Raw genomic sequence first — 21,596 nt, 5'->3', positions numbered from 1 at the left:
TCTTACTGGGCGTTGCGGCCCCTCACCCGGATTGCACTGGACGATGCTTCGCATCGCCAGGCGCAATCCGACCTCTCCCCGTCGGGGAGAGGTGACCCCGCTGCTACCAGCTGGGCTGACTCACGATGCTAACTCGGAATGCTGAAATCCATGGGTGCAGCTAAGCAGATCGTTCGGGTCAACGTCGGCGGCGAGGCGGACGTTCCCGCGCTCGAACGCGCGCCGACCGAACGAGCGATCGGACGGAAAGTCCTGCCTATCGTCGAAGGCGTGGTGCTCGTCGCGGCGCTGGTCGCCCCGCTCCTGCTGCAGGACTACCTCACCGTGTTCGCGACGCGCGTGGTCATTCTCGCGCTGTTCGCGCTGTCGTTCGATCTGGTGTGGGGCTATGCCGGCATCATGAGTTTTGGCCAGGCCTTGTTCTTCGGCTCGGCCGGCTATGGCGTGGCGCTGCTCGCCCGCGACCTCGACATCACCAACATCTTCCTGGTGCTCCCCGCCGGCACCATCATCGGCCTCACCTTCGCGCTGCTGCTCGGCGGCTTTCTGCTGCTCGGCCGGCACCCGTCGAGCGTGATCTTCGTGTCACTGGGCACGCTGACCGGCTCCTACGCCGCCGACCGGCTCGCACGCGGCTGGTACTATCTTGGCGGCCAGAACGGCATCCCCTCGATCGCGCCGATGACGGTAGGAAGCTATGAGTTCTCGGAAGGGCCTGCCTTCTACTATCTCGTGCTCGGTATTCTCGTCGTCGTCTATCTGCTCTGCCGTTTCCTGGTGCGCTCGCAGTTTGGTCTCGCGCTCGCCGGCCTGCGCGAGAATGAGCAGCGCATCGCCTTCTTCGGCTACAAGGCGCAGCATCTGAAGGCGATCATCTTTGCGATTGGCGGCGCCGTCGCGGGTCTTGCCGGCAGTCTCTATGCGTTCCACGAGGGCTTCGTCTGGCCCAACATGGTCGGCGTCGTCGTCTCGACCCAGGTCGTGCTCTACGTCCTGTTCGGCGGCTCCGGTACGCTGATCGGCGCAGTCATCGGCGCGGTCATCGTCGAGGGCGTCAGCTTCTGGCTGTCGGATAATTACCGCGATATCTGGCCGATCATTTTGGGATTGTTGCTCTTGCTCGTGATCCTGTTCCGGCCGCTGGGTCTGATTAGTTTCGTGCTCGGCGAGCGCGAGCGGGTCGGCAGCTTTGGCGCTAGGCCCAAAAAGACTGAAAAGCAGACCGAAAAGCACAGCCTAAAGGAGAAGCGCAATGCCGCTCCTTGAGGCCGCCGGAATCAAAAAGATCTTTGGCAAGCTCACCGCGCTCGACGGCGCCGCGCTCACTGTCGGCGAGAATGAGTTTCACGGCCTGATCGGCCCGAATGGTTCCGGCAAGAGCACGCTGATGAAGTGCATTGCCGGCGCCGAGGTGCCGACGCAGGGCAAGGTGTCCTTTGTCAACACCGACATCACCGCGTTCACGCCAACCGAGCGTGCGCGGGCCGGCATGAGCCTGAAATTCCAGATTACGTCCGTGCTGCCGACGCTGACGCTGTACGACAACATCCTGCTCGCGCTGCAGGCGCAGTCCTCGCTGTTCGACCTCTTATTCTCGCGCACCCGCGGCGTGCTGCACGACCAGGTCATGACCATGCTGACGCAGTTTCGTCTTGCCGATCGCGCCTTCGACGCCGCCGCGGCGCTGTCGCACGGCCAGCAGCAATGGCTGGAGATCGCGATGGCGCTCGCGGGCAAACCAAGGCTGTTGCTGCTCGACGAGCCGACCGGCGGCATGAGCCTGGAGGAGCGCCGCGTCACCGGCGAGTTGTTGCAGCCGATCAAGCAGCACTGCTCGCTCGTCATCGTCGAGCACGATCTCGATTTCATCCGCGATATCTGCGATCGCCTCACCGTGCTCGACCAGGGCAAGGTGCTGGCATCAGGCACGGTGTCCGAAATCCAGGCCAACAAAGCCGTCCAGGAGATTTATCTGCGCCGTGCCTGAATTTCTGGACATCAAGCATCTCGACGCCGGCTATGGCCGCAGCCAGGTCCTGTTCGACGTCAACCTCGGCATCCCCTGGCGCGGCGGCGTCGCCGTGCTGGGGCGCAACGGCGCCGGCAAGACCACGCTGATGAAGACCATCGTCGGCGAGCTGCCGGCGTGGAAAGGCGAGGTCGGCTTCGACGGCCGCGACATCAGCCGCCGCGCGACCCAGGAACGGGTGCGCGCCGGCATCGGCTACGTCCCGCAGGAGCATTCGGTGTTCGCGCGCCTCTCAGTGCGCGACAATCTCGCGGTCGGCTCGCTCGCGAGCAAGAAGGCCGACGCCGTCGACCACGTGCTGACGATCTTTCCAAAGCTCGGCCAGCGCCTCGACCAGCCCGCCGGCACGCTCTCCGGCGGCGAACGCAAGATGCTCGCGATCGGCCGCGCCATGCTGGGGGATCCGAAGCTCCTTCTGCTCGACGAGCCGACCGAAGGCGTCTGGATCGGCGTCATCGAGGAAATCACCGAGCGCCTGATCGATCTAGCCAAAAACATCGCCGTCATCATCGTCGAGCAACACCTCGACCTCGCGCTGCGCGTCGCCGACTACGCCTATGTGCTGGACCGCGGAAGGGTCGCGCTACAGGGGCAGGCGGGAGAGGTGAGGGGCAATCCGGAGCTGATGCGGTATCTGGCGCCCTAGGCAACTCGACCGAAACGCGACCCTCTCACGTCGACCTCAACTGTCATGCCCCGCGAAAGCGGGGCATCCAGTACGCCGCGGCCTCTCGATCTTTAACGATTGCCTCTGGAATACTGGATTCCCCGCTTTGGCGGGGAATGACGGCGTCAAGCTTGGAAGGGCCGGAGAGAACGCGCGAAGCTGCCTGCGCCCTTACTTCACCGCCGAAAACCGGCTGTCGAACGAGTTCGCCGGCACGACGGGCGCGGCACCCGCGAACTGCGCACTGCTTGTTTCAGCCGCACCATCCGACACCGACGGCTTCAGCGTCGGGCGCGTCGCAGCCAGCCTTGTGTCCGGCTTGGCCGGTTCGGGCGGCTTCACGGCGACGACCGATTTCGGTGCCTGGGGCTGCGGAGCGGGTTTGGTCACGGCGATCGCCGGCTTGGCGGGCGCGGCCGGCGTAGCGGCTGCTGCAGGCGGAGCCGAGGCGGTGGTGTCGGCGGTGCCCATGCCCATCTTGCGGGCGAGGCCGGAGAAGAAGCCGCCGGATTTCTCGGCCGGCTGCGCTGTGGCGACGCGGGTGGTGGCGGGCGCGGCCACGGCGACGACCGGCTCTTGCTCCTGCGGCGCGGCGGCGGCCTGCTCGAGGTTCGGCTTGGGCGGATTGACATGTCCGGGGATCGTGCCCGGCGCCTTCGCCATCGCCAGCATCTGCAGCGTGTTGCCTTCGGCGCCTTCCGACAGGCCGGTCGAGCCTTCCGGAATCTTGGCAGCAAAAATCTTGTTCATGCCGCCGTCGATACCGGTGTTCATGCGCGCCACCGGCGTTCCCTTGGCGACGAGCTTTGCGTATTCCGCCTCGTCCTTCGCCTGCTTCTCGCGCACGGCGCTGGCGACCTCCTCGGGGATCACATAGGCCGGGCATTTTGCCGAGGCGTCGAACACGGGATCGCGCTTGGCGTCGGGCGCGCGGGTCGCGTCGAAGACGTACTTCTTCTCGCAGAAATCGACCTTCGGCTCCTGCCGCGTCACCTCGAAATGATCATAGCCTTCCTTGATCATCTTCCAGAACGCCATGTTCGGATTGTTCCGGTGTTTTGCCATGTTCACCGGCGTCATCTTGAACGGATAGGCCTGGAGCTGGAACGCCTTCTGGCCACCGAAGAAGGATTCGCGCCCGAGCGAATAGATCTCCGCGATCTGTTCGTCCGTCATCGCGTAACAGCCGCGCGAAGAACAGTCGCCGTGCACCATCAGCTGCGAGCCGGAGCGGCCGAGCGCCTTGTCGAACGCGTTGGGAAAGCCGGTGTTGAAGGAGAGATAGTAGGCCGATTGCGGATTCATCTGGCCGGGATTGATCGAGTAGAAACCCTCCGGCGCCTGGCGATCGCCTTCGCGCACCTTCGGTCCGAGATCGCCCGACCAGCGGCAGATCGGGTAGGTCTTGAGCAGCGCGAACTGGCCACTTCGAGTCTGCTTCCAGACCTCGAGCTCGGCTTCCTGCTTGAACAGGCGCACCAGGATCGGCGATTGCAGGTCCATGTCCTTCTCGACCATCGCGGCGAGAAGCTTTGGCGGGACCGGCTGATTGGCCTTGGCGTTGGTCGCGAGCGAGATCTGATCGGTGTCGCAGCCGGTCAGCAGAACACTGGCCGTCAGCAGCGCAACCGAAGCCAAGAGCGCGCGAGCAAGCGAACGAGAAATCAAGATGGACCCCACACCGTGCCGGGCATCGCGCGAGAACCCCAATCTTGGAGCATGGACTGACCGGACATCCGGACCCGTCGTGACGTCTTGGTCAAGACGGGCTTTTGCAGACCAAACCCCAGCGCTTATGCCCTGAAGCCATTGATTAAAATTCTAACCTCTGGGTCATGACGTCGCAACCCGAGCGAGGATCACGAGCCCGTTGGCCCAGTGACGTGGTCAACAGAGACTAAACTCGACGCTACTTTGAGCCCGACTTGGGACGTAACTTGGGCCCTCCGGCCGAATAAGGACTGAGATCGCTGATTTGGGCAAAAAAAGGGTTAACGCGGGGTTACTGCCTGACCCTCATGGTGAGGAGCGCGGAACGCGCGTCTCGAACCATGAGGCCCGTCCGGGGGCCTTCCATCCTTCGAGACGCCTGCTCCGCAGGCTCCTCAGGATGAGGGGCTAGAGCGCTATCCGGCAAAGCCGCTCGAATCAGCCCAGTTTCCGGCCGATATCGAGGAATTTCTGCCGCCGCTGCTTGCGGATCGCGTCCGCGTCCAGGTTTCGCAGCTCGTCGAAGGCCTTTTCGATGGCCTCGCCCGTGGTGGCGATCATGGCGGCGGGGTCGCGGTGGGCGCCGCCGACCGGCTCTTTCAGGATGCTGTCGATCACCCCGAAGCGGAGCATGTCCTGGGCGGTGATCTTCATGTTGTTGGCGGCTTCCTGCGCCTTGGTGCCGTCGCGCCACAGGATCGAGGACGCTGCCTCCGGCGAGATCACGCTGTAGATGGCGTGCTCCAGCATCAGGACCTTGTTGGCGGTGGTAATGGCGATGGCTCCGCCGGACATGCCCTCGCCGGTGATGATCGCGACATTCGGCACGCCAAGCGACAGGCAGGCATCGGTCGAGCGCGCGATCGCCTCGGCCTGTCCCCGCTCTTCCGCGCCGATGCCGGGATAGGCGCCGGCGGAGTCGACGATCGACAGCACGGGCAGGCCGAAACGCTCGGCCATCTCCATCAGCCGCACCGCCTTGCGATAGCCTTCGGGCCGCGCCATGCCGAAATTGTGCTTGATGCGGCTGTCGGTGGAATCGCCCTTTTCCTGGCCCATCACGCAGATCGCTTCGCCGCGGAAACGGCCGAAGCCTGCGACCAGCGCTTCGTCCTCGCCGAACTTGCGGTCGCCGGCGAGCGGGGTGAATTCGGTGACCAGCCCCTTGATGAAGTCGGAGAAATGCGGCCGCTGCGGATGGCGCGCGACCAGCGTCTTCTGCCAGGGCGTCAGGTTGGTGTAGAGGTCCGCCAGCGCCTGCGCCGCCTTGTCCTCGATCCGCCCGATCTCGTCGGCAATATCGGTGCCGGAGGCAGCGAGCGTGCGCAATTCGTCGAGCTTGGAGTCGAGCTCGGCGACCGGCTTTTCGAAATCGAGATAGCTGCGCATCTGGTCTGGCATCAACTCAATATAGGGGGACGGGACGAGGCGGCGAAGCGGGGTTGGCTTTGCGGAAGGAAGTGTAGTTTATTCAATGGCTTGGCCTGTGTGCTCTTTAGGGCGCCAGCCAAATCACGCATGAGGCCCCGGCTCTTTCTGCGGAGATCGGGCCGAAGTCAAGGCGGTTCGTGCGTCGCTCAGGTTGTCCCTCGTGTCCCGGACGCGCTGCAGCGCTCTTGCGCTGCTGCGCTGAGCCGGGACCCAGCAAGTGTCTCTGGACCCCGGCTCAGCAGCGCACCGTTTCACGCTGCGCTGCGTCCGGGGCACGAGAGCTACTTCTCCGCCAGCGGGTGCAGGTCGCGCACCAGGCTCTTCAAGCGTTCCTCGACCACATGGGTGTAGATCTGCGTCGTGGAGATGTCGGTGTGGCCGAGCAGGGTCTGCACGATGCGCAGGTCGGCGCCGTTGTGCAGCAGGTGGCTGGCGAAAGCGTGGCGCAGCACATGCGGGGACACCAGCCGGGCCTGGAGGCCGGAGGCGACCGCGAGTTCTTTCAAGTCGCGGGCGAAATGCTGCCGCGTCAGATGCCCGCTCTCGCCGAACGAGGGAAACAGCCATTTCGAGGCGGCGAGGCCGTTCTTCTTGTCTGCTTTTGCGGCTTCGGTTGCCGCAAGATAATCCGCCATCGCCTGCCGCGAGGCCTCGTTGAGCGGCACCAGCCGCTCCTTGTCGCCCTTGCCGCGCACTACGATCATGCGGGCGTCGCGCTTGGCCGCCGTGCGCGGCAGCGCCACCAGCTCGGAGACGCGTAAGCCGGTGGCGTAGAGCACCTCGAGCAGGCAATAGAGCCTGAGAGAGCGCAGCCGCTGCGCAGGCGAGGCATCCGCCGCCTCGCTCATCTCCTTGGCGCGCCGGAGCATGCGATCGACATCCGCGATCGACAGCACCTTTGGCAGGCCGCGGCCGCGCTTGGGGCCGGACAGGATCGCCGCCGGATCCTCGCTGCGGATGCGCTCGTTCAGGAGGAAGCGGAACAAATGCCGCATCGCCGACAGCCGCCGCGCCACGCTGGAGGATTTGAAGCCGCGCGTATCAAGGTCGGCGAGGTAGTCGCGCAGCGTCTGCGTTTCGGCATCCACAAAATTACGGCCGGCGCGGGCCAGAAATTCCGAGAAGTCGGTGAGGTCGCGGCGGTAGGCATCGAGCGTATTGGCGCCGGCGCCCTGTTCCGCCGCGAGCATGTCGAGGAACAGGCCGGTCAGTCTGGTATCGGAGGGCTTGGTGCGCATGGGCGCAAGCCTAGCTGCTATTTCTTGAGAAATTTGTCAGGCGGGATCGTCACCGTCATTTCCCGCGACTTCGGATTGACGAAGTTCGCCAGCGCGAAGACCACGCCATAGACGATGCCGGCGATCACGGCGACGACCGTCAGGAAGCGGAACAGGCTGGGCATGGGGCAAGGTCTCGGGCGAGGTCTGAGATAGGCAAATTAGCCAATGAAATCATCCAACATGTTCGCCGTTTCGTGGCAAGAGTCCTCTGGCGAGGGCCGCTCGGGGGGTAGTATAGGTGGCCGGATGTCGCATCTTGCGCCAGATCGAGCGAGGGACATGTCCGACGCCGCGTTGCCAGCACCTGCCTCGCCTGAGGCCGACATTTTGTCGGCCCTTGGCGCGCGCTCGATTGTGCTGGTCGGCATGATGGGGGTCGGCAAATCCACCATCGGCCGGCGCATGGCGGCGCGGCTCAAGCTGCCCTTCGTGGACGCCGACACCGAGATCGAGACGGCCGCCCGGATGACCATACCGGAGATTTTCGAGCGCCACGGCGAGCCGCATTTCCGCGACGGCGAGGCGCGGGTGATCGCGCGTCTCCTGGACGGCGGGCCGATCGTGCTCGCCACCGGCGGCGGCGCTTTCATGCGCGAGGAGACCCGGGCGCGCATCGCCGCCAAGGCGGTCTCGATCTGGCTCAAGGCGGATCACGACGTCATCATGCGCCGCGTGCGCCGCCGAGCCGACCGTCCGCTGCTCCAGACCGCCGATCCCGAGGGAACCGTGACGCGCCTGATGACCGAGCGCGAGCCGGTCTATGGCCATGCCGACCTCACCATCGCCTCGCGTGACGTGCCGCATGACCGGATCGTTGACGAAACGATCGAGGCGCTGCACGCGCATCTGTGCGGTGAACCACCATCCGACGTCGCGAGTGCCGCACGATGACCGCGCCTTTGAAACATTCCGATCCCGTGGTCGTCAACGTCGCGCTCGGCGACCGCGCCTATGACATCGTCATCGGCCGCGGCGCGCTGGCCTCGCTCGGCGAACGGGTCGCTGCTTTGCGCCCTGGCGTGCGCACCGCTGTTGTGACCGACCGCACCGTGGCAAAGCACTGGCTCGAGCCCGCCGAGGCATCGCTCAAAGCTGCCGGCATTCCGACCTCGCGCGTCGTGGTCGAGGAAGGCGAGATCTCCAAGACCTATGCCGGCCTCGAGAAGGTCAGCGAAGCCCTGATCGCCGCAAAAATCGAGCGCAACGATCTCGTCATCGCGCTCGGCGGCGGCGTGGTCGGCGATCTCGCCGGCTTCGCCGCCGCGATCCTGCGCCGCGGTGTCGATTTCGTGCAGGTGCCGACCTCGCTGCTGGCGCAGGTCGATTCCAGCGTCGGCGGCAAGACCGGCATCAACTCGCCGCAGGGCAAGAATCTGCTCGGCGCCTTTCACCAGCCTGTGCTGGTGATCGCCGACACTGCCGTGCTCGATACGCTGTCGCCGCGGCAATTCCGCGCCGGCTATGCCGAGGTCGCCAAATACGGCGTGCTCGGCGACGAAGCCTTCTTCACCTGGCTGGAGAAGAACCATTCCGACATCTTCAAGGGCGGCTCCGCGCGCGAGCATGCGATCGCGACCTCCTGCCGCGCCAAGGCAGGCGTGGTCTCGCGCGATGAGCGCGAGACCGGCGAACGCGCACTGCTCAATCTCGGCCACACTTTTGGCCACGCGCTGGAAGCTGCGACTGGTTTCTCCGACCGCCTTTTTCACGGCGAGGGCGTCGCGATCGGCATGACGCTGGCGGCGCAGTTCTCGGCGAAGCTCGGCATGATCGGCGACGCAGATGCCGAGCGCGTCGAGCATCATCTGGTTGAGGCCGGCCTGCCGACCCGCTTGCAGGATATCGCGGGCTTCGCGCAGGAGGGGCTTGCCGATGCTGACGCGCTGATGGCCTTGATGGCGCAGGACAAGAAGGTCAAGCGCGGCAAGCTCACCTTCATCCTGCTTGAGGCGGTGGGGCGCGCCGTCATCGCCAAGGACGTCGAGCCGGCGCCGGTGCGTGATTTTCTCAAGGACAAGCTCGCGCACAAGGCGTGATGCGCGGCTGAACGGCGCTAAAGCGTTTTCGAGCGAAGTGGCTACCGGTTCGCGTAAAGAAGACGCGTCAAAACGAGAAACTCGAGTGGTGCATGGACTGGCTCGGATTCACCATCGTCATTTTCTGCCTCCTGGTCTCGGGATTCTTCGCCGCGAGCGAAACCGCGCTGACCGGCGCCTCGCGCGCCAGCATGCTGCGGCTTTCCAAGCAGGGTAATCGCGAGGCCGACGTCGTCTCGCGGCTGCTCGACATGCGCGAGCGCCTAATCGGCGCGCTGCTGCTCGGCAACAACATCGCCAACATCAGTGCATCCGCATTGGCCACCAGCATCTTCACGGGCTGGTTCGGCGATGTCGGCGTGCTCTATGCGACCGGCGTGATGACCGTGCTGGTCGTGATCTTCGCCGAAGTTCTGCCCAAGACCATCGCGATCAACGCGCCGGACCGCATGGCGCTGGCGGTTGCGCGCCCGATGCGGCTGACGATGTACGTGCTCGGTCCGCTGCTTCACGTGGTCGAAATCGTGGTGCGGCTGTTGATGCGCCTGTTCGGCCTTGCCGGCGAGCACCAGGCGATCCTGTCGCCGACCGAGCGCCTGCGCGGCGCGGTCGACCTGCTGCACCATGAGGGCAAGTTCGAGAAGCAGGACCGCGACATGCTCGGCGGCCTGCTGGATTTGCGCGAGCTTCAGGTCTCCGACGTCATGATCCATCGCACCGAGATGATGATGATCAACGCCGACCTGCCGCCGGAGGAACTGGTGCGCGAGGTGCTGGCGACCGAGTACACCCGCATCCCGCTCTGGCGCGAAAAGCCGGAAAACATCATCGGCGTGCTTCATGCCAAGGACCTGCTCCGCGCGATCCGTGCCTCCGACGGCGACACCTCGCGCATCGATGTCTCCACCATCGCGCTGCCGCCCTGGTTCGTGCCGGAGATGCGGCCGGTCTCCGAGCAGCTCAAGGCGTTCCGCCGCCGCAAGACTCATTTCGCGCTCGTCGTCGACGAGTATGGCGAGGTTGAAGGTCTCGTGACGCTGGAAGACATTCTGGAAGAGATTGTCGGTGATATCTCCGACGAGCACGATGTCGTGGTCGCCGGCGTGCGGGCCCAGCCGGACGGTTCGGTCGTGGTCGACGGCTCGGTGCCGATCCGCGACCTCAACCGCGCCATGGACTGGCATCTGCCCGACGAAGAGGCAACCACGGTCGCCGGCCTCGTCATTCACGAGGCGCGTTCGATCCCCGACCGCGGCCAGAGCTTCACGTTCCACGGCTTCCGTTTCCGCGTGCTCCGCCGCGAGCGCAACCGCATCACCGCACTCCGTATTTCACCGGTGCCGCGCGACGCCGAGGTCGAGGAAGCCAAGCCGCGACGGGCAGGGACCTCGTTTTGATTTCACTTACCCTCCCCTGGAGGGACCCTGGAGGGGGAGGGTCGCTGCGCATGAAGCGCAGCGCAATGCGTAGCGGGGTGGGTGACGGTCTCTCCACATCGAACACTGCCCGAGAGGAGAGATCACCCCACCCCGTCACGCATCTCGCTTCGCTCGATCGCGTGCCGACCCTCCCCCTCCAGGGGAGGGTAAGCGAGATCACCCTTCCCCCGGCGCCTGCGCATGGATCGCCAGCGCGTGCACGCTGCCGGAGAGTTCCGCGGTCAGCGCTGAATTTATCATGCGATGACGCTCGACCCGGCTCTTCCCTTTGAAGGCCGCAGACACGATATAGACGCGAAAGTGCGTCTCGCCGCTCGGCCGATGGCCGGCATGGCCCTCGTGCAGATGTGACTCGTCGACGACCTGCAGGCTTTCCGGCGCGAAAGCTTCCTGCAACTTGTTGCTGATAATGTCTCTGGTAGCTAGATCTTTACTTATCATGTGTGCCTTTAAGGTGCGCGGATCGCACTACGTCAATGCCCCCCATAGGCCGCCTTGGGCGGCCGTTCTTGCCGAAGGCAAGCTTCGGCTATGGGGGTTTTGTCCTAATCACAATGTCAAGACTTGAAGGTTTTGGCATTGCGTAGTCAAAGTTGGTCATGCCGATCGATTCATCAAAGTTCTTCGACTCCATCCGGGTCAAGCCGACCAAGGGCAAGCCGGAAGCGAAGCCGCGCGACACCGTGGTCAATTGCGAGTGGGCCGGGTGCCAGAACAAGGGCGCCCACCGCGCGCCCAAGGGCCGCGAGAATTCGCGCGAGTACTGGCACTTCTGCCTGAACCACGTGCGTGAGTACAACCAGTCCTACAATTTCTTCTCCGGCATGAATGCCGATGCCGTGGCGCGCTACCAGAAGGACGCGCTGACCGGCCACCGTCCGACCTGGAAGATGGGCGCCAATGGCGGCGTCAAGAAGGGTGCGGAGGCCGAGATCGATGGCGCCTTCGATCCGTTCAGCATGTTCTCGGAGCTCAACGGCCGCGCCAGCTGGCGCCGGGGCCCGGAAGCCCCGCCCAAGCCCGAGACGCGCAAGGTGATGAACGCCGAGCGCAAGGCGCTCCAGGTGATGGGCCTCGGCCCCAACGCCACGCTCGCCGACGTCAAGAGCAAGTACAAGGCGCTCGTGAAGCAGCATCACCCCGATGCCAATGGCGGCGACCGCTCGACCGAGGACCGCCTGATCGAGATCATCAAGGCGTATAATTACCTGAAGACCGTGGTGCGCGAGGCCTAGGCAACGATCTCCGGGAAGGACAGTTCGCACAGCAGTCCTTCCGACCTCCACTGCCGGGTAACCCTTCCGCGCAAGGTCCGGATGATGCCGTCGACCGCGCCGACCCCAAAGCCCTTGCGCGCCGGCGGCTCCTTGACCCGGGGACCGCCGCTCAAACAAGTCCAGCCTTGCGTTCCTGGTGCGCGGGAGCTGGATAGGTAAGTCCCGAGACGCGCGCGTGTTCCAGCGTGGCTGTCTCCTTATCCCGAGGAGCGCGGAACGCGCGTCTCGAAGGATGGCGCCGGGCAAGATCCGGGCCTTCATGGTTCGAGACGCGCTTCATGGTTCGAGACGCGCTTCGCGCTCCTCACCATGAGGGTCTTATGCAGCAAGACTAGCGCGCTTGAGCCGTAGCCCGGATGAAGCGTCAGCGTAATCCGGGACTTCTCGCGTCACGATCTGCTTCCCCGGATTACGCTTTTGCTCCACCCGGGCTACGCGCCCTCACTAAGGCATCGCTCCTACATAGGACGAGCTCGGCCGGATCAGCCGTCCCGTCCGCTGCTGCTCGCGCGCGTGCGCGGTCCAGCCGGCGGCGCGCGCCACCGCGAAGACCGGCGTAAAAGCCTGGCGCGGGATCGCGAGGGCATCGAGCAGGATCGCGGTGAAGAACTCCACATTGGTCTCCAGCGGCCGCTCCGGATTCTTGTTGCGCAATGCTGCGCGGATATAGGCTTCGACCTCGCCGGCGAAGGGCAGGTCGGCGCCACCAGCGGAAAGCCGTTCGATCGCGGCCTTGAGCACGTCGGCGCGCGGGTCGCGCACGCGATAGACGCGATGGCCAAAGCCCATCAGCCGCTCGCCGCGTGCCAGCGCCGCGTCGACCCACGGCTTGATCCGCTCGCTGGAGCCAATCGCATCCAGCATTTCCAGCACCGGCTCCGGCGCGCCGCCGTGCAGGGGCCCGGTCAGTGCGCAATAGCCGGCCGTAACTGCAGCGAACAGGTCAGCCTGTGTCGAGGCCACCACGCGCGCGGTGAAGGTCGACGCATTCATGCCATGATCGCAGACCGTGACGAAATAGGCGTCCAGCGCCGCGACCTCGCGCGGCTCCGGTGACGTGCCGCGCAGCATCCGAAGCGTATCGGCGGCATGGCTCGCATTCGGATCGGGCGTGACGGGGTCGAGACCCCCGGCGCGGCGGACCAGCGCGCCGGCAATCACCGGAAACGCGCCGACGATGGTGGCCTCATCCTCCAGCCCGTTCTCTGCGCGCAGGCCGGCGACGGCTGCACGAAAGCCGTCGATGATGCCCATGCCGCGCGTTGCCGGCAAAAGGTCCGGCAGTCGCGCGAAGGCGCGCTCGCGCGCCAAACCAAGGTTCGCGCGCACATTGGCTTCGCTGAGCGTGCTCTTGCTCGCGCCGTTCCAGAGCCGGGCGGTGACGCCCTCAAAGCTCGATGTCGCGGCCAGTCGGCCGACATGCTCGCCGGCGATGATCAGTTCGCCGCGCTCGCCGTCGACATGGCTCAGCACTGTTTCGGCCGCGGGGACGCCGTCCAGCCCGATCTGGCTTTTGGTGAGGTGGATATTCATGGCCAATCTCCTTTTCACGCTTGAAAAGGTCGGGCCTCTCGACAGATTGATCAATCTTGATTACATCAATCAATATGAAAAATTGTCCGGAGCTCTATCTCTCCGCCCGCGAAGCCGCCGCCGAGCTCGCGATCTCGCCGGCCACGCTCTACGCCTATGTCAGCCGTGGCCTGATCCGCTCCGAGCCGACGCAGGACTCGCGAAAAAACCGCTACCGCGCCGAGGACGTCCGCGCCCTGAAGGAGCGCCGCGTGCCGTCGCCGGAGCCGCGCGGCCTGCGCAGCTTCGACGCCGACCTGCCGGTGATGGACACGGAGATTTCGACCATCACCGAGGAGGGTGCGATCTACCGCGGCGTCAACTGCGTCGATCTCGCCGAGAACGACACGCTCGAGCACACCGCGACCCTGCTCTGGGACGTCTCCGGCGTCGATCCCTTTGCGCCGGACAATTTCCCTGTGGTCTCCGACGAGATGCACGGGATCGCGCAGGCCGCGCGCCGTGCCGCGCCGATCGATCGCGCCATCGCCGTGCTGGCGCTTGCATCGAGCGCCGACCCGCGCGCCTTCACCCGCGCGCATGATGGACGTGCGATGGTCGGTGCGCGCATCGTCCGGCTCCTGGTCGCGACCATGCTCAACTCCGAGCCGTCAGCCGAGCCGTTGCACCAGCAGATCGCGCGCGCCTGGGCGCCCGACAACAAGCACGCCGCTGATCTCATCCGCCGCGCACTGGTGCTGCTGGCCGAGCATGAATTGAACGCCTCCACCTTCACTGCGCGCTGCGCGGCCTCGACCGGCCTCAATCTCTATGATGCCGTCATCGCCGGCCTCGCCGCGCTGAAGGGGCCGAAGCATGGCGGCGCCGGTGTGCTCGCCTCGCAGCTGGTCAAGACGCTGGTGGATCGTGACGTCGAGCCGATGGTGCGCGAACGCGTCGCGCTCGGCGAGCGCTTTGCCGGCTTCGGTCATGGCGTCTACAAGCGCGGCGACCGGCGCGCGCAGTCGCTGCTGAATGCGCTGGCCCGCGCCGGCGCACCGCGCAAATTCACCAAAGAGGTGCCGGAGCGCATCGCAGAGGCGACCGGCGAGCTCGTCAATATCGACTACGCGCTGGCGGTGCTCGTGCATGCGCTGCGCTTGCCGCCCGGCAGCGAGCTGGCGCTGTTCGCCATGGCTCGCAGCGTCGGCTGGATCGCGCATGCCAGCGAGCAATTGCAGCACGGCAAGCTGATCCGCCCGCGTGCGCGGTATGTTGGTCCTGCGCCGGGGCGGAGAGCGGGAGCGGTGGAGTTGAAGATTTAAGAGCGCGAACTTCTCCGCCGTCGTCCCGGCGAAGGCCGGGACCCATACCGCGGAATCCATCGGTTGCGGACGCTAGCAGTACCGAACCACTAATCTTCGCCAAACTGTTTTCTGTGGCAATGGGTCCCGGCCTTCGCCGGGACGACACCTGTGGGTGTGGTGCCATCAACCCCGCGGCTTCGCCGCCGCGACGCCGCTGCCATGGCGGCGATGGATGGTCCAGATCGCCAGCCCTGCGATGATCGCCACGCCGACCACGCTGACGATCCAGATGTGCTTGCCGATATGCTCATGGTGCGGCAGTCCGGCATATTCGTGCAGGGCGGACACCGCCAGCACGCCCGGCAGCACGTGCGCCGGCGCCCAGGCCAGGATCGCCGGGATGTTGATGGCGTAGAAGCGAGCGGGCGTCATGCCGAGCGCGCCGGCCGTGACCGGCACAAAGGCGCGGATCGGCGGCACGAATCGGGCGAAGAACACGGCCCAGGTGCCGAAGCGGTTGAAGAAACTTTCGCTCTCGGCCACCACGCGCGGATAATTGGTCAGCGGCCAGGTGTTGAGGATCTCGCGCTGCTGCCGGTGCCCGATCCAGTAGGCTGAGCCGTCACCGAGGACGGCGCCGCAGGCGGCGGCCAGCAGCACCCATTGCAGCTTGAGCTCCCCACCCGGAACCAGCGCGCTCAGCGCCAGGATGATGGTCGAGCCCGGAACCACCGATCCGACCACCGGAACGGCCTCCAGCAGCGCCGCCAGAAACAGGGTCAGATAGGCCAGCCAGGCATGGGCCGAGACGAATGCAATGAGGGGATCGAGAAAGGACGTCACGTCGTCTTTCGTGTTGGGGCTGGCGCTTTGGTTCGAACCCTACATAAGTAACGCCCCGCGGTAAAAGTGCCACTCGCGTAGGCAGGGCTGGCATCCCGCCCGAAATTCAAGCGTGATTCGCAAGGCAGCCCTCCAAAAACTGCGTTCCTTGCCTATCTAAGTGAAAAGACAACGGAACTTTGATTGTGGCGCGGGCTTCTGCCGGCACGTTGTCTCTGATAGGTTCGCAAGCGCACCCAGCCGCAGCCAATGTGCAAATAACTGGTCTCGGGATCGCCCGGGATCTCGGAGGATTGATGACGACCGCCGCCCTGTCCAAAATTGAGGAAATTTCCGGTCTGCCCGACATGAAGGTGTCGGTGCGCCAGGTGTTCGGGATCGACAGCGATCTCGAAGTGCCGGCCTATTCCGAAGTCGATCCTCACGTGCCCGAAGTCGATTCCGACTACCGCTTCGACCGCGCCACCACGCTCGCCATCCTCGCCGGCTTCGCCAAGAACCGCCGCGTCATGGTCACCGGCTATCATGGCACCGGCAAATCCACCCATATCGAACAGGTCGCTGCCCGGCTGAACTGGCCCTGCGTGCGCGTCAACCTCGACAGCCACATCAGCCGTATCGACCTCGTCGGCAAGGACTCGATCGTGGTCCGCGACGGCAAGCAGGTCACCGAATTCCGCGACGGCATCCTGCCCTGGGCGCTCCAGAACAACGTCGCGCTGGTGTTCGACGAATATGACGCCGGCCGCCCCGACGTGATGTTCGTGATCCAGCGCGTGCTGGAGGTCTCCGGCCGCCTGACGCTGCTCGACCAGAACAAGGTGATCAAACCGCACCCGTCGTTCCGGCTGTTCGCGACCGCCAACACCGTCGGCCTCGGCGACACCTCCGGCCTCTATCACGGCACCCAGCAGATCAACCAGGGCCAGATGGACCGCTGGTCGATCGTCACCACGCTGAACTATCTCAGCCATGACGAGGAAGTGGAGATCGTGCTGGCGAAGGCCAAGCACTATCGCACTACGGAGGGCCGCGACATCGTCAACAAGATGGTGCGCCTCGCCGATCTCACCCGCAACGCGTTCGCCAATGGTGATCTGTCGACGGTGATGAGCCCGCGTACGGTGATCACCTGGGCGGAAAACGCCGACATCTTCAGCGATATCGGCTTCGCCTTCCGCGTCACCTTCCTCAACAAGTGCGACGAGCTCGAGCGTCCGCTGGTCGCCGAGTTCTATCAGCGCTGCTTCAACGCCGAGCTTCCGGAATCGGCGGTCAACGTGGCGCTGAGCTGATCGCTCACGGTGTGTCGTCCCGGCCTAGTGCGCACTTGCGCACGGGGGGGCCGGGACCCATACCGCGAGGTCTCACGGTGAAGCGACGCTGATAGTTTTCCCAAACCGACAACGGCCGGTGGTTATGGGTCCCGGCCTTCGCCGGGACGACGGATAGGGTGAAATGACCACCTCCAACTCCAAATTCCGCAACACCAAGGAAGCTCCGACCGAGCCGTTCAAGCGCTCGGTGGCGTCGTGCCTGAAGGCGATCGCCAAGACGCCCGAGCTCGACGTCAGCTTCGCCGCCGAGCGGCCGGGGCTGGCGCCAGGTAAAGCCCGTTTGCCCGAACCCGCGCGAAAAATGACCAAGCGGGATGCCGCGATCGTGCGAGGCCACGCCGATTCCATCGCGCTCAAGCTCGCCTGTCACGATCCAAAACTGCATCGCAAGCTGATGCCCGGCAATCCGCAGGCGCGCGGCGTGTTCGAGGCGGTGGAGCAGGCCCGGGTCGAGGCGATCGGCGCACGCCGCATGGCCGGCGTTGCCAAGAATCTCACCGCGATGCTCGACGACCATTTCCATCGCGGCAAGTTCGACGAGATCACCGATCGTGCCGACGCCCCGCTCGCCGACGCGCTGGCGATGCTGGTGCGCGAGCGTCTGACCGGGATGGCGCCGCCGACCGCGGCGAAGAAGGTGGTCGACCTCTGGCGGCCCATTCTCGAGGACAAGATCGGCAGGCGGCTCGACCGGCTCGACCATCTCGTCGAGGACCAGACCCGGTTCGGCGACGCCGTGCATGATCTGTTGTCGGCGCTCGAGCTCGGCGACGAGCGCAATGCCGACAGCGAGGACGATGACGATCAGGACGAGAACCGCGACGGCGACAACGACCAGTCCGGCGCCGAGGGCTCGCCGGATTCCGATGCCGCCCAGGAGATGAGCGCCGACCAGGCGCAGGCCTCGAGCGAGGAGATGAGCGAGAGCGCGATGGAAAGCGCGCAGGCCTCGACCTCGGATACGTTCGACGACGGCGAACTCGGCGACGACGAGACGCCGGGCGAGGCGACGCGGCCGAATTCGCGCGGGGCCAACGAGCCGCGCGGTCCGGAATACCACGCCTTCGCGCCGAAATTCGACGAGATCATCGCCGCCGAGGACCTCTGCGACCATGACGAGCTGGAGCGCCTGCGCGCTTATCTCGACAAGCAGCTCGCGCATCTGCAGGGCATCGTCGCGCGTCTGGCCAACCGGCTTCAGAGGCGCTTGATGGCGCAGCAGAACCGCGCCTGGGAGTTCGACCTCGAAGAGGGTATTTTGGACCCTGCGCGCCTGTCGCGCGTGGTGACCGATCCCTATCATCCGCTGTCGTTCATGCACGAGAAGGAGGCGACCTTCCGCGACACCGTGGTGACGCTGCTGCTCGACAATTCCGGCTCGATGCGCGGACGCCCCATTACGGTGGCGGCGACCTGCGCCGACATTCTCGCCCGCACGCTGGAGCGGTGCGGCGTCAAGGTCGAGATTCTCGGCTTCACCACGCGCGCCTGGAAGGGCGGCCAGTCCCGCGAGGCCTGGCTTGCCGCCGGCAAGCCGGCCAATCCCGGCCGCCTCAACGATCTCAGGCACATCATCTACAAATCCGCGGACGCGCCCTGGCGCCGTGCGCGGAAAAACCTTGGCCTGATGATGCGCGAGGGTCTCCTCAAGGAGAACATCGACGGCGAGGCGCTGGACTGGGCGCACAAGCGCCTGCTCGGCCGGGCCGAGCAGCGCAAGATCCTGATGATGATCTCGGACGGCGCGCCGGTCGACGATTCCACGCTGTCGGTCAATGCGGGCAATTATCTCGAGCGGCACCTGCGCCACATCATCGAGGAGATCGAGACCCGCTCGCCGGTCGAGCTGATCGCGATCGGCATCGGCCATGACGTCACCCGCTACTATCGCCGCGCGGTGACGATCGTGGACGCCGAAGAGCTCGGCGGCGCCATCACCGAGAAGCTCGCCGAACTCTTCAGCGAGACCAACACCGCGCCCACGCAAGCTCCGAGCCGTCCGCGCCGCAAACTGCATTCGTGAGCAAGCATCAATCCCGCCGCAGCTTTATTGGCCACGCGGCCGCGGGATTCTCCACTCTCGCAATCTCTCGATTTGCGCAAGCGCAGATTGCGGCCGAGCCGCCGCCGAAGCCGCCGCTGGTCGAGCGCGCCGTCACCGAGCCGGTTGCCATCGAGGTCAACGCGCGGCCGATTGCCGCGTTCGAGCCGCGCGACCGCTCGCGCGTGCGCTTCGGCTCGCTGCAATATCGCAGCGGCCTGGTGCTGACCTCGCCCTATCGCGGCTTTGGCGGATTGTCCGGCTTCCGCTTTCTTGACAACAAGGGCGAGCGCTTCCTCGCGATCTCGGATCAGGGCGCCTGGTTCACCGGCGCCATCCGCTATTCCGGCCGTGAGATGACCAGGCTCGACAATGTCGAGGCCGCGCCTCTGCTCAATGCGGAAGGCAGGCCGATCACCGAGAAGCGGCACTGGTATGATTCGGAAGCGATCGCGCGCGACGGCAACTTCGTCTATGTCGGGCTGGAACGCGTCAACCAGATCATGCGCTACGACTTTGCCAAAGGCGGCACCCGCGCCCGCGGCGAGGTGCTGCCGGTGCCACCTGGCGTGCGCAAGCTGCCCTCCAACAAGGGGCTCGAGGCGCTGGTGTTCGTGCCCAGGGACATGTCAAAGGGCCAGCCGCTCGCCGGCACCCTGATCGCGTTCTCCGAGCGCGGACTGGATGCCGACGGCAATCTCGTCGCGTTCCTGATCGGCGGTGCCACGCCCGGTCAGTTCAGCGTCCGCCGCACCGAAAAATTCGACATCAGCGATGCGGTGCTGTTGCCCTCGGGCGAGCTTCTCATCCTCGAGCGAAAATTCTCCTGGTTCACCGGCGTCAACATCCGCATCCGCGCCATCCCGCTCAAGTCGATCGCGCCGAACGCGCTGGTCGACGGCCCCGAGCTGTTCGCGGCCGATCTCGGCCACGAGATCGACAACATGGAAGGCATCGACGCGCACGTCACCGCCGATGGCGAGACCGTGCTGACGCTGGTCTCCGACGACAATTTTTCGTTTCTCCAGCGCACGCTGCTGCTGCAGTTCACGATAGCGGAGTAGGGGCGCGCCACACCCTCCGCCGTCGTCCCGGCGAAGGCCGGGACCCATAACCACAGGGAGAAGTTTTGCGAAGATTGGCGTTCGGGATTAGCACCACCCCAAATCGATAGACCTCGCGGTATGGGTCCCGGCCTTCGCCGGGACGACGGCAGAATGTGAGGCGACGGCTTCCGCCAAACCCGCACCGCAATGCATCGCGCCGCTAGCCGCCATTCCCGCCGCGCTGGTGGTAATCCCGTGTCCCCTCACTACACTCTCCGCATCGCCCCCTCCATTCCCGGAACTCCCCCGCATGAGCGCCCTGTTTTCCCCGATCAAGCTGCGCGGCCTGACGTTGAAGAATCGTGTCGTGGTCTCGCCGATGTGCCAGTATTCGGCCGACGACGGCGTCGCCACTGACTGGCATTTCACCCACATCAACAATCTGGCGCTGTCGGGCGCGGCGATGTTCTGCATCGAGGCGACCCATGTCGAGGCGATCGGGCGCATCACGCCGGGCTGCCTCGGGCTCTACAGCGACGCCTGCGAGGCGGCGCTGAAGCAGATCATGAATTCGGTGCGAAAACATTCCAGCACGGCGATCGCGATGCAGCTCGCGCATGCGGGCCGGAAAGCGTCGAGCGCGCGGCCATGGGACGGCGGCCAGCTGATTCCGATGAGTGAAGGCGGCTGGCAGACGGTGGCCCCAAGCGCCGTGCCGCACAAGGAGGGCGAGGCCGCGCCGCTGGTGCTCGATGCAAGCGGGCTCCGGCGCATCCGCGACGCCTTCGTCGACAGCGCAAAGCGCGCGATGCGCATCGGCATCGATGCCATCGAACTGCACGGCGCGCACGGCTATCTCATGCACCAGTTCCTCTCCCCGATCTCCAACAGGCGCACCGACGAATATGGCGGTAGCTTGCAGAACCGCATGCGCTTTCCGCTCGAAGTGTTCGACGCGGTGCGCGCCGTGGTCCCGCATGACAAGCCGGTCGGCATGCGGGTGTCGTCGACCGACTGGGTCGAGGGCGGCTGGGATCTGGCGCAGACGATTGAATTTGCCAAGGCGCTGAAGGCCCGCGGCGCCGACTGGATCGACGCTTCCTCCGGCGGCGTCTCGCCGCTGCAGAAGATCGCGCTCGGTCCCGGCTACCAGGTGCAGTTTGCCGACGCCATCAAGCGCGAAACGGGATTGCCCACCATCGCCGTCGGCCTGATCACGGAAGCGAAGCACGCCGAGGACATCGTCGCATCCGGCAAGGCCGACATGGTCGCGCTCGCCCGCGCCATGCTCTACGACCCTCGCTGGGGCTGGCACGCCGCCGCCGAACTCGGCGGCGAGGTCGAAGCCCCGCCGCAATACTGGCGCTCGCAGCCCTCGACGCAGAAGCAGCTGTTTGGGAGGACCACGTTCGGGGCGAGGTAAGGGGCGTGAGACGCGATAGCGGCGCCATATTCACGATTGTCGTCCCGGCGAAGGCCGGGACCCATACCGCGTGATCCATCGGTGGCGCGCGGTGCCCATTGCCATCGAACAACTTGACTAACAGTCTTCGCCAAACCACTCCCTGTGGTTATGGGTCCCGGCCCCCCGTGCGCAATTGCGCACTAGGCCGGGACGACGCCGGAGGATGTGGCACCGCT

At 65.4% G+C, this 21,596-nt stretch carries 20 protein-coding genes; 12 read left to right on the top strand and 8 right to left on the bottom strand.

Annotated features, from left to right (window positions below):
• Nucleotides 1-138 precede the first annotated feature (138 nt).
• Genes GWG65_RS15515 through GWG65_RS15505 form a run of 3 tightly spaced genes read left to right on the top strand, consistent with a single transcriptional unit; the run spans nt 139 to nt 2,675 of the window.
• The gene (locus GWG65_RS15515; protein WP_275196431.1) at nt 139-1,266 is read left to right on the top strand and encodes a branched-chain amino acid ABC transporter permease; all 1,128 of its coding nucleotides are present in this window, start codon (nt 139-141) and stop codon (nt 1,264-1,266) included.
• A complete protein-coding gene (locus tag GWG65_RS15510; RefSeq protein ID WP_275196430.1) occupies nt 1,253-1,987 on the top strand; it encodes an ABC transporter ATP-binding protein in 735 nt (244 codons plus the stop codon). Before GWG65_RS15515 ends, GWG65_RS15510 begins: the two co-directional genes overlap by 14 nt.
• Entirely contained in the window at nt 1,980-2,675 is a 696-nt protein-coding gene (locus tag GWG65_RS15505) for an ABC transporter ATP-binding protein (protein WP_275196429.1), read from the top strand. Before GWG65_RS15510 ends, GWG65_RS15505 begins: the two co-directional genes overlap by 8 nt.
• Before the next feature lie 192 nt (nt 2,676-2,867).
• Here the strand turns inward: GWG65_RS15505 and GWG65_RS15500 are convergent, their stop codons facing one another.
• The 4 genes from GWG65_RS15500 to GWG65_RS15485 all read right to left on the bottom strand — a co-directional run bounded on the left by GWG65_RS15500 (nt 2,868) and on the right by GWG65_RS15485 (nt 7,239).
• Nucleotides 2,868-4,364: a L,D-transpeptidase family protein gene (locus GWG65_RS15500; RefSeq protein ID WP_275196428.1), complete on the bottom strand. Its 1,497-nt coding sequence runs from the start codon at nt 4,362-4,364 to the stop codon at nt 2,868-2,870.
• 480 nt (nt 4,365-4,844) lie between these two features.
• The gene (locus GWG65_RS15495) at nt 4,845-5,807 is read right to left on the bottom strand and encodes an acetyl-CoA carboxylase carboxyltransferase subunit alpha (protein ID WP_275196427.1); all 963 of its coding nucleotides are present in this window, start codon (nt 5,805-5,807) and stop codon (nt 4,845-4,847) included.
• A 311-nt stretch (nt 5,808-6,118) separates the two neighbouring features.
• The gene (gene xerD / locus GWG65_RS15490; RefSeq protein WP_275196426.1) at nt 6,119-7,075 is read right to left on the bottom strand and encodes a site-specific tyrosine recombinase XerD; all 957 of its coding nucleotides are present in this window, start codon (nt 7,073-7,075) and stop codon (nt 6,119-6,121) included.
• A 17-nt stretch (nt 7,076-7,092) separates the two neighbouring features.
• Complete coding sequence (locus GWG65_RS15485) at nt 7,093-7,239, bottom strand: histidine kinase (protein WP_211400134.1); 147 nt, start codon at nt 7,237-7,239, stop codon at nt 7,093-7,095.
• A 157-nt stretch (nt 7,240-7,396) separates the two neighbouring features.
• On the opposite strand from GWG65_RS15485, the gene GWG65_RS15480 reads away from it, so the two are divergent.
• The 3 genes from GWG65_RS15480 to GWG65_RS15470 all read left to right on the top strand — a co-directional run bounded on the left by GWG65_RS15480 (nt 7,397) and on the right by GWG65_RS15470 (nt 10,550).
• Complete coding sequence (locus tag GWG65_RS15480) at nt 7,397-8,008, top strand: shikimate kinase (protein WP_275196425.1); 612 nt, start codon at nt 7,397-7,399, stop codon at nt 8,006-8,008.
• Nucleotides 8,005-9,153 carry a 3-dehydroquinate synthase gene (gene aroB, locus GWG65_RS15475; RefSeq protein WP_275196424.1) on the top strand — a complete coding sequence of 383 codons (1,149 nt, stop codon included), beginning with the start codon at nt 8,005-8,007 and terminating at the stop codon, nt 9,151-9,153. Before GWG65_RS15480 ends, aroB begins: the two co-directional genes overlap by 4 nt.
• Nucleotides 9,154-9,245: 92 nt before the next feature.
• Entirely contained in the window at nt 9,246-10,550 is a 1,305-nt protein-coding gene (locus GWG65_RS15470) for an HlyC/CorC family transporter (protein WP_148740812.1), read from the top strand.
• A 198-nt stretch (nt 10,551-10,748) separates the two neighbouring features.
• Here GWG65_RS15470 and GWG65_RS15465 read toward each other — a convergent pair whose 3' ends face one another.
• Entirely contained in the window at nt 10,749-11,033 is a 285-nt protein-coding gene (locus GWG65_RS15465; protein WP_275196423.1) for a BolA family protein, read from the bottom strand.
• 158 nt (nt 11,034-11,191) lie between these two features.
• Between GWG65_RS15465 and GWG65_RS15460 the strand changes: the two genes are divergently transcribed.
• Nucleotides 11,192-11,827 carry a DnaJ domain-containing protein gene (locus GWG65_RS15460; RefSeq protein WP_275196422.1) on the top strand — a complete coding sequence of 212 codons (636 nt, stop codon included), beginning with the start codon at nt 11,192-11,194 and terminating at the stop codon, nt 11,825-11,827.
• Here GWG65_RS15460 and GWG65_RS15455 read toward each other — a convergent pair.
• Together GWG65_RS15455 and GWG65_RS15450 are read right to left on the bottom strand one after the other, a co-directional pair.
• Nucleotides 11,824-11,982, bottom strand: coding sequence for a hypothetical protein (locus GWG65_RS15455; RefSeq protein ID WP_275196421.1), 159 nt, complete (start codon nt 11,980-11,982; stop codon nt 11,824-11,826). The genes GWG65_RS15460 and GWG65_RS15455 overlap by 4 nt on opposite strands.
• Nucleotides 11,983-12,313: 331 nt before the next feature.
• A complete protein-coding gene (locus tag GWG65_RS15450; protein WP_275196420.1) occupies nt 12,314-13,402 on the bottom strand; it encodes a citrate synthase/methylcitrate synthase in 1,089 nt (362 codons plus the stop codon).
• A 74-nt stretch (nt 13,403-13,476) separates the two neighbouring features.
• On the opposite strand from GWG65_RS15450, the gene GWG65_RS15445 reads away from it, so the two are divergent.
• Complete coding sequence (locus tag GWG65_RS15445) at nt 13,477-14,706, top strand: citrate synthase family protein (RefSeq protein ID WP_275196419.1); 1,230 nt, start codon at nt 13,477-13,479, stop codon at nt 14,704-14,706.
• Nucleotides 14,707-14,871: 165 nt separating this feature from the next.
• Here the strand turns inward: GWG65_RS15445 and GWG65_RS15440 are convergent, their stop codons facing one another.
• A complete protein-coding gene (locus GWG65_RS15440) occupies nt 14,872-15,531 on the bottom strand; it encodes a DedA family protein (RefSeq protein ID WP_275196418.1) in 660 nt (219 codons plus the stop codon).
• A gap of 296 nt (nt 15,532-15,827) precedes the next feature.
• Here GWG65_RS15440 and cobS point away from each other — a divergent pair, with 296 nt between their 5' ends.
• From cobS to GWG65_RS15420, 4 genes are all read left to right on the top strand, one after another.
• Nucleotides 15,828-16,826 (top strand): cobaltochelatase subunit CobS, encoded by a 999-nt coding sequence (gene cobS / locus GWG65_RS15435; protein ID WP_275196417.1) that lies wholly within the window; start codon nt 15,828-15,830, stop codon nt 16,824-16,826.
• Nucleotides 16,827-16,989: 163 nt separating this feature from the next.
• Complete coding sequence (gene cobT / locus GWG65_RS15430) at nt 16,990-18,891, top strand: cobaltochelatase subunit CobT (protein ID WP_275196416.1); 1,902 nt, start codon at nt 16,990-16,992, stop codon at nt 18,889-18,891.
• Nucleotides 18,888-19,973 carry an esterase-like activity of phytase family protein gene (locus GWG65_RS15425; RefSeq protein ID WP_275196415.1) on the top strand — a complete coding sequence of 362 codons (1,086 nt, stop codon included), beginning with the start codon at nt 18,888-18,890 and terminating at the stop codon, nt 19,971-19,973. The genes cobT and GWG65_RS15425 overlap by 4 nt, the downstream gene beginning before the upstream one ends.
• 292 nt (nt 19,974-20,265) lie before the next feature.
• Nucleotides 20,266-21,378: an NADH:flavin oxidoreductase/NADH oxidase gene (locus GWG65_RS15420; protein WP_275196414.1), complete on the top strand. Its 1,113-nt coding sequence runs from the start codon at nt 20,266-20,268 to the stop codon at nt 21,376-21,378.
• The last annotated feature ends 218 nt before the right edge of the window (nt 21,379-21,596 follow it).

Origin of the sequence: Bradyrhizobium sp. CSA207 (genome assembly GCF_029051685.1) — a bacterium.
Taxonomy (GTDB): Bacteria; Pseudomonadota; Alphaproteobacteria; order Rhizobiales; family Xanthobacteraceae; genus Bradyrhizobium.
Note: the sequence above shows the minus strand (reverse complement) of the source record. Positions and strands in the feature narration are given on the sequence as shown.

Coding starts and splice junctions, on each gene's coding strand:
- GWG65_RS15515 (WP_275196431.1), top strand. CDS start 139: ATGCTGAAATCCATGGGTGCAGCTAAGCAGATCGTTCGGGTCAACGTC.
- GWG65_RS15510 (WP_275196430.1), top strand. CDS start 1,253: ATGCCGCTCCTTGAGGCCGCCGGAATCAAAAAGATCTTTGGCAAGCTC.
- GWG65_RS15495 (WP_275196427.1), bottom strand. CDS start 5,807: ATGCCAGACCAGATGCGCAGCTATCTCGATTTCGAAAAGCCGGTCGCC.
- xerD (WP_275196426.1), bottom strand. CDS start 7,075: ATGCGCACCAAGCCCTCCGATACCAGACTGACCGGCCTGTTCCTCGAC.
- GWG65_RS15485 (WP_211400134.1), bottom strand. CDS start 7,239: ATGCCCAGCCTGTTCCGCTTCCTGACGGTCGTCGCCGTGATCGCCGGC.
- GWG65_RS15480 (WP_275196425.1), top strand. CDS start 7,397: ATGTCCGACGCCGCGTTGCCAGCACCTGCCTCGCCTGAGGCCGACATT.
- aroB (WP_275196424.1), top strand. CDS start 8,005: ATGACCGCGCCTTTGAAACATTCCGATCCCGTGGTCGTCAACGTCGCG.
- GWG65_RS15470 (WP_148740812.1), top strand. CDS start 9,246: ATGGACTGGCTCGGATTCACCATCGTCATTTTCTGCCTCCTGGTCTCG.
- GWG65_RS15465 (WP_275196423.1), bottom strand. CDS start 11,033: ATGATAAGTAAAGATCTAGCTACCAGAGACATTATCAGCAACAAGTTG.
- GWG65_RS15460 (WP_275196422.1), top strand. CDS start 11,192: ATGCCGATCGATTCATCAAAGTTCTTCGACTCCATCCGGGTCAAGCCG.
- GWG65_RS15450 (WP_275196420.1), bottom strand. CDS start 13,402: ATGAATATCCACCTCACCAAAAGCCAGATCGGGCTGGACGGCGTCCCC.
- GWG65_RS15445 (WP_275196419.1), top strand. CDS start 13,477: ATGAAAAATTGTCCGGAGCTCTATCTCTCCGCCCGCGAAGCCGCCGCC.
- cobS (WP_275196417.1), top strand. CDS start 15,828: ATGACGACCGCCGCCCTGTCCAAAATTGAGGAAATTTCCGGTCTGCCC.
- cobT (WP_275196416.1), top strand. CDS start 16,990: ATGACCACCTCCAACTCCAAATTCCGCAACACCAAGGAAGCTCCGACC.
- GWG65_RS15420 (WP_275196414.1), top strand. CDS start 20,266: ATGAGCGCCCTGTTTTCCCCGATCAAGCTGCGCGGCCTGACGTTGAAG.